Here is a 13,207-nt window from a genome sequence, read left to right on the forward strand (position 1 = left end):
CCATTTTTGACTGTTTATGCTCCATTTCGCCACCCGCCTTAAAAATGCCCGGAAAATGAAAGGGTTTTCATTGCAGGATCTTGCCGATGCAATGAATTGCGCCATTTCCAGGCAGGCGCTGAGCAAATATGAAAATGGACAGATGAAGCCGGATAGCAATACGCTGATAGCATTAAGCAAAGCCCTGGGAGTAGGACTGGAATATTTTGCCCGTCCATCCACCATCACCCTGGACCAGGTTGATTTCAGAAAAAAAGTTTCCCTGCCGGTTAAAGAGCTGGACCGAATACGACAGGAAGTAATTGATTTCCTGGAGCGATATTTTGAATTGGAAAGCCTCTCCGGTATCAAATCTGCATTTAAGAACCCGATCTCTAAAAAGATTACAGCCCCTGAGGATGTAGAAAATGCTGCGGCGCAACTGAGAAAACACTGGCATTTGGGCAATGCACCTATTTATAATGTGGTGGAACTGCTGGAAGAAAAGGAGATAAAAGTACTGCAGATTGAAACCAACCCCTCTTTTTCAGGGATGGCCACCTGGATACAGGACCGCTACCCTGTAATTGTATTAAATAATCATACCCAGGTTTCTGTTGTTCGTAAGCGCTTTACCGCCTTGCATGAACTAGGCCACCTGCTGATGGACCTACAGGACCTGGAGAATAAGGAAAAAGAGCGCGCCTGCGATGCTTTTGCCGGCGCCATGCTGCTACCGGCAGATACACTGCAAAAGGAACTGGGAGGACACCGGCAACACATATTTTTACCTGAGCTCATCCTGATAAAAGAGCAATACGGCATCTCCCTGCCGGCCATTATATACCGGGCAAAAAATCTGGGACTGGTAACCGATGCGCTGGTAAAACAGTTCATGATCAAGTACAATAAGGATAATCTGCGGTACCATGAGCCGGGAGCATTTAACAGTCCTGAACAGTCCACCCGCTTCAGGCAGCTCCTGTTGCGGGCTGTTGCTGAAGAAATTATCACGACCTCAAAAGCGGCTGCTTTAAATAAACAAAAACTCGCCGAGTTCCGGGAATCGGAATTAATATGACGATATGACTATTGCCATAACCGATGCGAATATTTTTATAGACTTGTGTTATCTCGATCTGCTGCACCTGCTGTTCTCCCTGGAATATGAAATGATTGTAACTGCGGAAGTATTGGAAGAGCTGAATCCGGTGCAGCAAAACAAGTTAGCTTCCTACATCACAAAAGGACAGCTACAGGTTTATGCTTTCTCAACAGATGAGGTAATAGCATTAACAGCATTTCACATTTCCTCCGCGCTATCCTATAGTGATCATTCCGTACTGTTTTTAGCCCGAAAGCTGGCTGCTGTTGTGCTTTCTGGCGATAATAGATTGCGAAGCGAGTGCGCCAGGCAACACATCCCGGTGCATGGGATATTATGGGTGTTTGATATGTCCATTGACAAACAGCAGATCAATAAAAGAGAAGCTGCCGGAAAATTGGAAGCACTTATGCAATTCAATAAAAGACTGCCGTTACCAGAATGCAACAGGAGACTGGAGCAATGGAGGCATTAACGGATGAGGTGCAACAGACCTGTTTCAGCCCCCTTTTTTACACTTAATTAAAAAGAATGGATAGTTTTCAGTCACTGCCGTGATCTCAAATAATCCGGCCTGGTCAAATTCAGCATGGATCGATGCGCTGTCGTAAAAGAACATTTTAACTCCGCCGAACATTTCATAACGGTCTTTACTTATAAGTTTGCCCTGGCCATAGGTATGGGCCTCTTTTGAAATGACCGTAAAAATCATATGGCCATTCTCCGACAACTGGTTATAGCAGTCCCGGATCAGTTTTTCCCTTTCTCTACTATCCAGTAAATGAATGAGCGCATAGCAAAATATCCCATCATATTGCCGGTCGTCAAAGGGCATATCAGTTACAGAGCCATGATGAATGATCATATCCGTTCCGTAATGCTTTTTCGCCATTTCAATAGCCGTCTTCGATATCTCTATTCCTGATACAGCCATCCCGTTATCCCTGAAAACCTGGGCATTACGGCCGTAACCTATCCCGGGAATAAGTACATTTTTCACTGCTTTCTCAACGAAAAGATCTTTAGCCAGTATAGCTGATCTCGATGGCTCAAAACCCCACATTGCCTGCTTTTCCAGGAAGGCTGATTCCCAGAATTCTGGTTGCCCGGTTTCTTTTTCCATAACACCTTTTAAAAATTGCAACAAAGTTACATATTTTTCAAGCAGCCTACAACCTCTTCCTCATACACACACTCTGCTCCATCCCTACATACTGTCCATAATTTTCCGTTACTACATACCCGTTCTTTTCATACAAGCGCACGGCAGCCGGCATGATCTTCCCGGTCTCCAGTATGGCCGCCTGGTATTGCAGCTCCCTGGCCCATGCTTCCAGCTCCTGTAATAAAAGAGTGGCCACGCCTGCGCTGCGCCTGCCCGGCACCACGAACATGCGCTTGATCTCTACCGTTTGCGCATCATATTGTTTAAAGCAGCCGCAGGCTACAACGGTATCCTGCTCATAAGCCAGCACCACGGTATCGATCTGCTCAATGCTATTGTATTGATCATACTGCGCCTGCACTGTTCCGAATATGTTCCATAGTTCCTTATCCAGCTCAATGATCAGCTTCCTGAAACCCGGATGCCCGCTGTTAACACGCTTAAGTGTGGTCATGCCCTTTTTTTGCTCAAAAATATCTACTTTCATCACATGCAACAACGTTATGATGCCGTCGTGGTCGGTTCCGGCCCTAATGGCCTGGCAGCCGCCATCACACTGCAACAGGCAGGACTGTCCGTACTGCTGGTGGAGGGGAAGGATACGATTGGCGGGGGGCTGCGGTCCGCGGAGTTGACGCTGCCCGGTTTCGTACATGATGTGTGCTCGGCTATCCACCCCATGACGGCCATCTCGCCGTTCTTCCGCACGCTGCCCCTGGCGCAGCACGGACTGGCTTTTGTATACCCGGAGGTGGCCGCGGCACATCCCTTTGAGGACGGCACCGCGGCGGTGCTGAAAAATTCCATGGCAGCCACCGCACTGTCCCTGGGCGCGGACGCGGATATCTACCGCAAGCTGATGGAGCCGCTGGTAAGGGACTTCCCGCAACTGGCACCTGAAATACTGGGCCCGCTGCATCTGCCCAGGCACCCGCTGCTGCTGGCCCGCTTCGGGCTGGACGCAGTCAGCTCCGCCGCCTCCCTGGCCAAACGATTCCAGGAGCCCAAAACAAGGGCTTTCTGGGCCGGTATGGCGGCACATGCCATTCAGCCTTTATCCAACCTTACTTCTGCTGCCATAGGGCTGGTATTGCTGGCGGCCGGCCATACTAAAGGCTGGCCTGTGCCGGTAGGCGGCTCGGTGGCAATTGCCCGCGCACTGGCGGACTATTTCGTGTCACTGGGCGGGGAGATCGTCACGGACTTTTACGTGCAGAAGCTGGACCAGTTGCCGGATGCCCGGGCCATCCTGCTGGATGTTACGCCGAGGCAACTGCTGCGGATAGCCGGGGACCGTTTTTCCACGCTCTACAAATGGCAGTTGAGGCGTTTCCGTTACGGCATGGGCGTTTTTAAAATAGACTGGGCGCTGGACGGGCCTATTCCCTTTACAGCGGCGGCCTGCAGAGAAGCAGGCACCATACACCTGGGCAATACGTTCGAGGAAATAGCCGCCGGGGAGCAGGCGGCCTATAAAGGCTTTCACTCCGAGCGGCCCTTTGTGCTGCTGGCACAGCAAAGCCTGTTTGATACTTCCCGCGCGCCGGACGGCAGGCAGGTAGCCTGGGCTTACTGCCATGTGCCCCATGGCTCGGAAGCGGATATGACGGACATTATTGAAAAACAGGTGGAACGCTTTGCGCCCGGCTTCCGCGACCGCATACTGGCCCGGCATACCATGAACACCCGCGAAATGGAAGCTTACAACCCCAACTACATCGGCGGGGATATTAACGGCGGCATTATTGATGCCACCCAGCTATTCACCCGGCCCGTGCTACGCTGGTCGCCATACACTACATCTGCCAAAGGTATTTACATCTGCTCCTCCTCCACGCCGCCAGGTGGCGGGGTGCATGGCATGTGCGGGCACCATGCCGCCAAAAGGGCGCTGAGGGATGTGTTTGGCGGGGCATCACCATTGCCCTACAACCGGTAGCTGACTTCGTACAACTTGCCCTGCGCTACCTGCATCTCATATACGCCATTCCCTTTGTCCTCGATAGCAGCGCCTTTGCACACCGGTTTTGATCTGCTCTTAAAACGCAGCGTCCCCCTGCCGGCATCGGCCTTTATCCTGATCTGCTGCGTGCTGCAATACACATGAATGTTGCCGTCCGGCGTAGGCACATCGCCCTCCATCCACTGCAGGCCCCCCAGCACCGGTTCCGCCAGGTAGGTAGCATACCCGGGGGAGGTAGGCCGCACGCCCAGGTAGTACTTGCCCAGCAGGTAAACGGGGCTGGCGCCCCAGGCATGGCACAGGCTGCGGCCAAAGGGCCGGCCGTACATGGCATAGTGCTCCGCGCCCTTTTCCTTCGGGTCGTACTTCTCCCAGAAGGAGGTGGCGCCCAGACGCAGCATGCCGCCCCAGTAGTCTTTTATGGCTTTCCGCACATAGTCCTGCTCGCCCATGGCGCACAGGGCTTCCAACTCATAAAAACGCATATAGGGCGTCGTGATCTGCTGCACGCTGTCATTAAGCAGCACATGCTCTTTAACGCCCTGCTTTTGCGCCTCATTGAGATAATTGAAGAAAATGGAGAACATATTGGCATAGCGGGTTACGTAAGGGGTAGGCTGGCCGTTGATGCGGCTGTGCACCAGGGCCTGTTTATCTTCATCCCAATAGTAGTCAAATATTTTTGTGCGCAGCCCGGCCGCCAGTTGACGGTATTTTGCGGCGCCCTGCGTATCCTCTGCAATATTGGCGCAGAGGGCCATCGTCTCCAGGCTGCGGCAGAACAGCAGTTGCTCAAAGCTCACTTCTCCCTGCTTACTCAACCCGTCCGCCCAATCAATGAACACCCAGTCGCCGGGCAGGCCTTCCAGCAGGCCATTACTGTTGCGGCGCTGCAGGCAGAAGTTGATCAGGCTTTGCATACGCGGATAGAACTGCCGGATGAAGGTCTCGTTGCCGGTATACAGGTAATAATCATAAATGCCCAGGAACCAGTAAAAGGTATAATCCATGATGGTGTTAATATGGCTGCTCACCGGGTCCTTGCCCCGCAGGGCCATCAGCGTGCGGGTAACAGAAGGTGAATCGAAGAACAGGTAGTAGTTCATCAGGAAACTCTGGTAAGCATCGCCGGACCATATCCAGCGGTCGCGCTTGATGCCGTCAATGAAGAACTCCCGGGTATTCAGGTGCAGCGTGTAGGCAGATACATCCCATATCCGGTTGATCTCCTCGTCCGAACAGCGGAAGGAGCCGCACCGGGCTACGGGCAGGTATTCATACAGCATGGATACGGAATCGATATGGACTCCCTTGTCATAACGGAGATGTACATACCGGAAGGCCTTGGACAGCGGCATCACCGAATCACGGGCCGCTGCGGCGCTGATCTCCAGGTGGTCCAGCGTTTCGCAGGTGGTGGTGGACTGCGCTTCCTCCAGCGACTCGCCGTAATAAATGGAAACAGCGCCCTGTCCTTTCAAACCATGCAGCTTGATAAAGCCGAATGTTTCCTTCCCAAAGTCCACCGTCATGGACTGGCCCTTACGCTCCGTACGGGCGGGGCCCTGCGGCTCCACGGACAGCCTGAATTGAGAGGGAGGCGACATAGGATCATTAAAGTGCCAGTAGCCGGCAGAGAGCCATTGGGTGCCGGACTGGGAGGATACCATGCCGGTAGCGTCTATCCATTCCTTGTCCTCGTAGGTTACTTTCCAGGAAGAGTCGGACACCACCGTTTTCCCTTTTACATAAATAGCCGGCACCTTGTCCAGGCTGTATACTTTTATATTCAGCTTATGCCGGCCGGCGGGAATGGTCACTTTCGCGGGCCGGCCGGGCAGCATTTTACTGTCCAGCTTTACATTGTATTCCCCTTCCGTGTACAGGGTCACTTCTTCCGCCGCAGGCAGGTCAAATACTTTATGGAAATCCATCAGCACATAGTGATTGTCCAGCCGCCAGAAAGGAGGAAAAAAGGCGCCGCGTTCCGTGCGCCGGTTCTGCATTTTATTGGCCAGCCATATTTCAAAATCACCGGGGTACCAGATCCAGGTGGCCTGTTGGGCTTTAAGGGTGTCTGCGAAGAAAATGCCGGCCAGCAGGCAGGCTGCGATAAAAGATTTTTTCATAACAGGAACGATCAATCATCGCAAGATACAATACAAATGGGTAGTATACTATAGTATAGTCTTATTTTCCTGTTACATGGTCATAAAGCATGCGCGACACGGTGGCCATGGCCTGCGCGCCCTCCTCCGGGTTTTCCAGCTCCCTGGACAGCAGTACCAGCACGTATTTGCGGCCATCCGGCAGGAATACGATACCGGCGTCATGGCGCACGCCGGTGATCTCCCCGGTCTTGTGCGCTACCTTTACGCCGGCCGGCAACTGCGCAGGGATAATGCTGTTGAACCGCTGGTCCAGCAATATCCTGATCATATCTTCCGAGGCGGCGGGGCTGACCGTTTCACCCTGCGCCATCTTTTCAAAGATCAGCAGCAGGTCATAGGCCGTGGTGGTATTGTTCAACCCTGCCCGGTAGGCCTTGCCGTCCTCCACGCCGCGGAGCACCTGTATATCCTGCGCGCCCAGTTCCCGCATGGTTTGGGTCACATACTGTCCGCCTACCAGCTCAATGACCATGTTGGTAGCCAGGTTGCTGCTTTTGATGATCATCCGGTACACCAGATCCGACAGCGTGCGCCGGGTGCCTACCTGCCGGTACAGGTCCTGCTCGCTGTCGTCCTCCGGGTGCAGCTCATATTCGCTGCTGTCCACGATGCTTTTGAAGGTATTCTTCACCATGATGGGGTCCGACAATGAGAAACGGCCCGCGGCCGCCTGTTTGAACACCGCTATCATCACCGGCACCTTCATGGTGCTGGCGGCATGAAAGGTCTCCTTTTCCCGGATCAGTATCTCCTCGCCCGTGACCAGGTTCCTGAAGGCCACGGCATAAATGCCGGGATGCCCGGCCAGCGTGTCCAGTATGCGTTGTTTGATAGTAGCCATAGGCGGTGCTGGTATATCGGCGCAAAGATGCAAAACAATAACGGCTAAAAAGGCCATCAGGCCCATACGGTAGCTCATACTTACAAAATACGGCAAAACCGCCATACTTGTACCCGGTTCGGCACAGGCTTTGAGGCTTCATACAAAAAAGAGCAGTATGCGACTGAATCCCGGAGAATTATACCTGGTGGACAGCCGGGCTATTGACGAGCTGGAACGCCAGTACGACCCGTTCACTTTTGTGGTGCGGGTAGAGGAAGTGGATCACGAAAAAGACCAGGTGCGGTTCACACTGGTCAGTTCCGATAACTGGAACGCTACACCGGATGTGCGCCGCATCGTGGAAATGCATACCGGCGGCACTACCCTGGACGATACTACCGGCACGCCTGTGTCCGTTGACCCGATATTTCACCGCGAAAGCCGGTTCATATACTGTTTTGACAAAGGGACTGTGGAAGCATATACCCAATAAGAGCACTAAAACAACCGATGATGGCAACAGCAACAAAAGCCCGCAGCGCAAAAGGAAAGACCGCCAAAAAAGCCGCCGCTGCCACCAAGGCGCCGGCCGGGAAAAAGAAGAAGGAAGCCCTCAAAGACCTTTCCGTTACTTACGACCAGTTCAAGGAATTTGAAGGCAAGCGCTACACCGGCATGAAAGTAGGACGCAGCCATAAATGGTATTACGATAAAGGGGAATGGAATGAGACCAAGATCACGCCGGACCTCTGGGAGATAGCCTACGCCGTAACCAAACGCCGGGCAGGCAAAGCGCCGCCGGGCTCCGGCGTACCGGTAGGCACCGCCTACCACTGGTACATACTGGCCCACCAGAATGTGCGCAAGCTTAACGCCAATGACTATACTACCTCCATGACCGGGCTGAAACTGAAGCTGGCCCACCAGCGCGTCGGCAGTGAAAAATGGAGCCTGAGCGCCCGCACCCAGCGCAAACACCTCGTTGAATTCCTGCAGGAGCTGATCGTTCAACTGGAAAAGGAACCGATCCCCATTGCATTTGAATACAATGGCAGATCATATGAAGGAGAAGCCATTCCCATCACGCAAACCTGCCTGGACGGCATCTGCACCAAGCTGGACGTTATCCTGAATGATGAGCAGGTGGGCATTATCCGGTACCGGAAAAGCGGCTGGAAGATAGAAGGCAACAAGGACCGGAAATTCGTAAATGCCATTGCCCGGGAAATATTAAATTGGTACAACAAAAAATGATCGCCCATGCCCGAATTACCCGACCTGCAGGTGTTCAGCCGCAACCTTGGCAAAGCGCTTACCGGGAAAAAAGTAAAAGCGGTAAATGTGCCCAACAGCAAAAAGCTGAATGTGCCCGTTAAAACACTCCAAAAAAGCCTGGAAGGCCAGGAACTGCAAAAGATAGAGCGGGTGGGCAAGGAGCTGCATTTTACATTCAGGAACGGCGATGTGCTGGCCCTGCACCTGATGCTGCGCGGGCGGCTGCACTATTTTGAACAAAAGAATACGCATCAACACACGATCATCTCCCTGCTGTTTGACGATGATACCGGCCTGGCCATGACAGACGGCTTCGGGCAGGCCACCCCTACCCTCAATCCCGGGCCGAGGGAATCCATAGACGCCCTTTCCCCGGAAATGGACGCTGGTTTCCTGAAGGAACAGTTCTCCGGCTCCAGGGCAGCGGTCAAAAACCTGCTGCTGGACCAGGATATTATCCGCGGCATCGGCAATGCGTATGCAGACGAGATACTTTGGGAAGCGCGTATTTCCCCCTTCTCCGCCGCCAATAAGATACCCGCATCAAAAGTAAAAGCCCTGGCCAAAGCCATCCGGCAGGTGCTGCAGCAGGCGGAAAAACAGATCCGCAAATTCCACCCGGACATCATCAGCGGAGAAGTGCGGGATTTCATGCAGATACATAACCCCAGGCAAACCCACAGCCCCACCGGCGCCGCCATCCATCATAAAGCATCCGGCGGCCGGAAAACGTATTACACGGATGAACAGGAGCTGTTTGAATAAATATGACCCGTTTCCATTAGCGGACAACTGCCGTCCGCTAACGGACAAACCTGCTTTTGCCATAATATGTTAACTTCCTGGAAATAAACAAAATGCATATTTGGCACAATGCCTGCGCGGCTCTTGCCTGTATCTCCCGTTGCTTATGCTGTATTACTACCTGAAAAACGCCTGGCGCAACCTCTGGAAGGACCGGTTCTATGCGCTGCTGAACATTACCGGCCTGGCGCTGGCCATGGCTGCCTTCCTGCTGATCAACAACTACGTACGGTTTGAGCGCAGCTATGAAAACTTTTACACCAAATCGGATCACATCTACCGGGTCACGCTGGACCGTTATAGAGGCGGCGAGTTTGTGGTAACGGACTGCGAAACCCATCCTCCCCTGGGGCCTGCCCTGAAAAAGGAGATGCCGGAAGTAAAGGAGTTTGTACGTATACAGGACATGGGCCGTGCAGAAGTAACCAACCCGCAGCACCAGGCTTTCCTGGTGGAAAAGGTCTATGCTGCCGATCCTTCCGTTTTTACGGTATTCAATCATGACTTTATCCAGGGCGACCCGCAGGCGGCGCTTAACAACCCGTTTACAGCCGTACTGACCGCATCAACTGCGCAGCGGCTCTTTGGCAGCCGGAACCCCATTGGCCAGCCGCTGCAATTCAAAGGCAGCACCCTGACCGTAACCGGGGTCATAAAGGACCTGCCGGCCAATACCCACCTTAAAATGGACCTGCTGCTCTCCTTCTCCAGCCTGCAGCAGTTCGGCATAGACCTGGACAGTTGGAATGGCAACAACAATTACACTTACCTGGAAATGACGCCTCATACCGACCTGGCGGCATTCAATGCCAAACTGAAAACCTTCTCTCAAAAACAGTTGAAAAACGCCCTGTTTACCGCAGAACCGGTGAGGGACATTCACCTGTACTCCCATAAAACCTTTGAGCCGGAAGTGAACGGCGATGCCCGGACCGTGCAGTTCCTGCAGATCATCGCGTTCCTGGTGCTGCTCATTGGCACGGTCAATTATGTGAACCTGACCACCGCCCGCTCATCAGAGCAGTTAAAAGAGGCCGGCATCAAAAAAGTGCTGGGCGCTTCCCGCGCCACCCTGGTAAAACAGTTCTTCGCAGCTTCCATGCTCATCAACCTTGCAGCATTCCTGTCAGCCCTGTTGCTGGTAAAACTGGCGCTGCCCTTCTACGCCAACATCGCCGGCAAACCGGCTGCTGCAGGCATTTTTTATACGCCTTATTTCTGGAGCACGGGCCTGTTATTGCTGCTGGCCAACTGCCTGCTGTCCGGGCTGTACCCTGCTTTTGCGCTGTCGGCCATAAAACCGGTGAGCGCCCTTACCCGCAGCTTTACCAACGGGCTGAAAGGCGGCGCGCTGAGAAGAACGTTAGTGGTAGGCCAGTTTACCATTGCTGCCGTGGTGCTGGTGGCTTCCATTGTCATTTACCGGCAACTGCGTTTCATGCAGGACCAGGACCTGGGCCTGGATACGGAACAGGTCCTGGTGTTAAGAGGTCCTGATGCCAATCAGGATAGCAGCGGCCTGCGGGCGTTCAAGCAGGAGTTGCTGCAGGTGCCCGGCGTGGAAAAGACCGCCATGGCCGGCTCCATGCCCGGGCTGGCACTCAACTACCTCTCCACTACCACCTCTGTAAAAGCGCATGGCGCAGACCAGCAGGCAGGGGGATATAACTACTATCTCTATGGCATTGATGCGGACCTTGTACCCACCCTGAACATGCAACTGGCGGCCGGCCGCAACTTTATAGACGGCAGCCCCAATAAAAACGCGGTGCTGGTCAATGAAGAAGCCTGCAGGCTACTGGGACTGGGCGCAGCGGAAAAGGCCGTGGGCAAACAAATAGATTACTGGGGCAATACATTTACCGTTGTGGGTGTGCTGAAGAACTACCACCAGCAATCCTTAAAAGACGCGCTGCTGCCCATGATCCACTGGTATGCGGATAACTATGCCTCCTACTTTACGCTAAAAGTGCGTACCCGCAACATGCGGCAAACCATTGCAGGCGTTGAAAAAAAATGGCAGGAACATTTCAGGGGCCATCCCTTTGAATATTTTTTCCTGGACGATCTCTATAACCAGCAGTATAAGACCGACACCCACTTTGGACAGATCGTGGGCATCTTCTCCCTGTTCACGCTGTTCATTACCTGCCTGGGCTTACTGGGACTGGCCTCTTACAGCGTGGCCAGGCGCACCCGGGAAATAGGCATCCGCAAGGTATTGGGCGCCAGCGCAGCGGGTATCCTGCACCTGCTGACAAAAGATTTCATACGCCTGGTGCTCATCGCCATCGTGCTGGCCACTCCCCTTGCCTGGTGGGCCATGGATGCCTGGCTGCAGGGATTTGCGTACCGCATCTCCATTCCCTGGTGGGCTTTTGTATCCACCGGCCTGCTCATGATGCTCATCGCCGCTTTGACCGTTGGCGGGCAATCCCTGAAAACCGCCCTCACCAACCCTGTAAAGAGCCTCCGCAGCGAGTAACGGAACAGCATGTATGCTGTTTATCGTATATTTGGTCATTCACCGGAAATGAATCCTGGGTATGACTAAACGCTTTCTGGTATTGCTGAGGCATATTTTCAGCCTGGAAGAAGATAAAGCAAAAGAAGAGGAAATTGCGGAGAACATTCAGCGGGGCGTGGAGTTCAGGGGTACCAACCTGTGGGTGCTGATATTCGCTATTATCATCGCATCCATTGGGCTGAACATGAACTCCACCGCCGTAGTGATCGGCGCCATGTTGATCTCTCCGATCATGGGGCCTATTATGGGCGTGGGCTTCGGCGTAGCCACCATTGATTTTGAGCTGATCAAGCGCTCCCTGCGCAACCTGGCTACGGCAGTGATCATCAGTCTCATGACCTCCACCGCCTATTTCCTGGTAAGCCCCCTGTCCGATGCGCAATCCGAGCTGCTGGCCCGCACCACCCCTACCATCTGGGATGTGCTGATCGCCCTGTTTGGCGGCCTGGCAGGCATTGTAGGCGCTACCCGGAAGGAAAAAGGCAATGTGATCCCCGGCATGGCCATTGCCACCGCTTTGATGCCGCCCCTCTGCACCGCCGGGTACGGGCTGGCCAACGGGCAGTGGTATTTTTTCTTCGGCGCCTTTTACCTGTTTTTCATCAACAGCGTATTTATCAGCTTCGCCACCTTCATCATTGTACGTTTCCTGAAATTCCGCACCAAGGTATGGGAAGACGATACCAGGGCCAGGCGCGTACGGCGGTATGTATGGGCGATTACCATTGCTACCGCTATACCCAGCATTTACCTGGGCTACAGGATCGTGCAGAAAAGTATTTTTACCACCAATGCTTTGAAGTTCGTGCACCAGGAGCTGGATTTCCCGGATACGCAGATCGTAACAGAGCGGGTAGACGGCGCCAACCGCACCATTGACGTACTGCTGATTGGCAACCCGGTAGACAGCCCGATGATCGCACAGGTGAAGGCCAGGCTGGCATCCTATAACCTGCTGCCCGCCACGCTCACCATCCGGCAGGGCCTGAAGGAGTCCGGGGACCTGGGCCAGAGCTCCTTTAAAATGTCCATCCTGGAGGATGTTTACCAGAAGAACATCCAGGTGCTGGAAGAAAAAGACAAACAGATAGCCAGGTTGCAGCAGGAAGTAAACAGGGCCCGCGAACAAAGCTTCCCCCTGGAGGATATTGCCAGGGAAGCCAAGGCCGAACATACCAATATTGAAGAATTCGGACTGGCCAGGATGGTGATCGCCAACCTGCAAAACAAGAAGAACGATACCATCATCATTGCCAACATTAAAGTAAGAAAGGCGATGGGCCGGGAAGAACAAACACGCTTAAAGAACTGGATCAAGGCCCGCACAGCGTCCGATGAGGTGAAGCTGGTGATTGAAAGATAAAGAAATGAAAAATGCAAAATTCCAAAACCCCA

At 53.4% G+C, this 13,207-nt stretch carries 12 protein-coding genes; 8 read left to right on the top strand and 4 right to left on the bottom strand.

Going from position 1 to position 13,207, the window contains the following annotated elements; translation table 11 throughout:
• Nucleotides 1-16: 16 nt before the first annotated feature.
• Together LX66_RS01875 and LX66_RS01880 are read left to right on the top strand one after the other, a co-directional pair.
• Nucleotides 17-1,060: a helix-turn-helix domain-containing protein gene (locus LX66_RS01875; RefSeq protein WP_145710195.1), complete on the top strand. Its 1,044-nt coding sequence runs from the start codon at nucleotides 17-19 to the stop codon at nucleotides 1,058-1,060.
• A 4-nt stretch (nucleotides 1,061-1,064) separates the two neighbouring features.
• Entirely contained in the window at nucleotides 1,065-1,559 is a 495-nt protein-coding gene (locus tag LX66_RS01880; protein ID WP_145710196.1) for a hypothetical protein, read from the top strand.
• Nucleotides 1,560-1,583: 24 nt separating this feature from the next.
• Here the strand turns inward: LX66_RS01880 and LX66_RS01885 are convergent, their stop codons facing one another.
• A complete protein-coding gene (locus tag LX66_RS01885; RefSeq protein ID WP_145710197.1) occupies nucleotides 1,584-2,207 on the bottom strand; it encodes a class I SAM-dependent methyltransferase in 624 nt (207 codons plus the stop codon).
• Between the two features lie 46 nt (nucleotides 2,208-2,253).
• Nucleotides 2,254-2,703, bottom strand: a complete 450-nt coding sequence (locus LX66_RS01890) for a GNAT family N-acetyltransferase (protein ID WP_145710198.1) — start codon at nucleotides 2,701-2,703, stop codon at nucleotides 2,254-2,256.
• 36 nt (nucleotides 2,704-2,739) lie between these two features.
• Between LX66_RS01890 and LX66_RS01895 the strand changes: the two genes are divergently transcribed.
• The gene (locus LX66_RS01895; RefSeq protein WP_145710199.1) at nucleotides 2,740-4,188 is read left to right on the top strand and encodes a phytoene desaturase family protein; all 1,449 of its coding nucleotides are present in this window, start codon (nucleotides 2,740-2,742) and stop codon (nucleotides 4,186-4,188) included.
• Here the strand turns inward: LX66_RS01895 and LX66_RS01900 are convergent.
• Nucleotides 4,176-6,341, bottom strand: coding sequence for an alpha-L-rhamnosidase-related protein (locus LX66_RS01900; RefSeq protein WP_145710200.1), 2,166 nt, complete (start codon nucleotides 6,339-6,341; stop codon nucleotides 4,176-4,178). The two genes, LX66_RS01895 and LX66_RS01900, sit on opposite strands and share 13 nt — an antisense overlap.
• Before the next feature lie 61 nt (nucleotides 6,342-6,402).
• Nucleotides 6,403-7,224 (bottom strand): serine hydrolase, encoded by an 822-nt coding sequence (locus LX66_RS01905; protein ID WP_244620256.1) that lies wholly within the window; start codon nucleotides 7,222-7,224, stop codon nucleotides 6,403-6,405.
• A gap of 157 nt (nucleotides 7,225-7,381) precedes the next feature.
• On the opposite strand from LX66_RS01905, the gene LX66_RS01910 reads away from it, so the two are divergent.
• The 5 genes from LX66_RS01910 to LX66_RS01930 all read left to right on the top strand — a co-directional run bounded on the left by LX66_RS01910 (nucleotide 7,382) and on the right by LX66_RS01930 (nucleotide 13,175).
• Entirely contained in the window at nucleotides 7,382-7,699 is a 318-nt protein-coding gene (locus LX66_RS01910) for a hypothetical protein (protein ID WP_145710202.1), read from the top strand.
• 20 nt (nucleotides 7,700-7,719) lie between these two features.
• On the top strand, nucleotides 7,720-8,460 hold the full coding sequence (locus LX66_RS01915; RefSeq protein WP_145710203.1) for a hypothetical protein: 741 nt from the start codon (nucleotides 7,720-7,722) through the stop codon (nucleotides 8,458-8,460).
• A 6-nt stretch (nucleotides 8,461-8,466) separates the two neighbouring features.
• Nucleotides 8,467-9,246, top strand: coding sequence for an Fpg/Nei family DNA glycosylase (locus LX66_RS01920; protein WP_145710204.1), 780 nt, complete (start codon nucleotides 8,467-8,469; stop codon nucleotides 9,244-9,246).
• 145 nt (nucleotides 9,247-9,391) lie between these two features.
• A complete protein-coding gene (locus tag LX66_RS01925; RefSeq protein ID WP_145710205.1) occupies nucleotides 9,392-11,770 on the top strand; it encodes an ABC transporter permease in 2,379 nt (792 codons plus the stop codon).
• 61 nt (nucleotides 11,771-11,831) lie between these two features.
• The gene (locus tag LX66_RS01930) at nucleotides 11,832-13,175 is read left to right on the top strand and encodes a TIGR00341 family protein (protein ID WP_145710206.1); all 1,344 of its coding nucleotides are present in this window, start codon (nucleotides 11,832-11,834) and stop codon (nucleotides 13,173-13,175) included.
• The last annotated feature ends 32 nt before the right edge of the window (nucleotides 13,176-13,207 follow it).

The sequence above is a fragment of the Chitinophaga japonensis genome, assembly GCF_007830125.1.
GTDB lineage: Bacteria > Bacteroidota > Bacteroidia > Chitinophagales > Chitinophagaceae > Chitinophaga > Chitinophaga japonensis.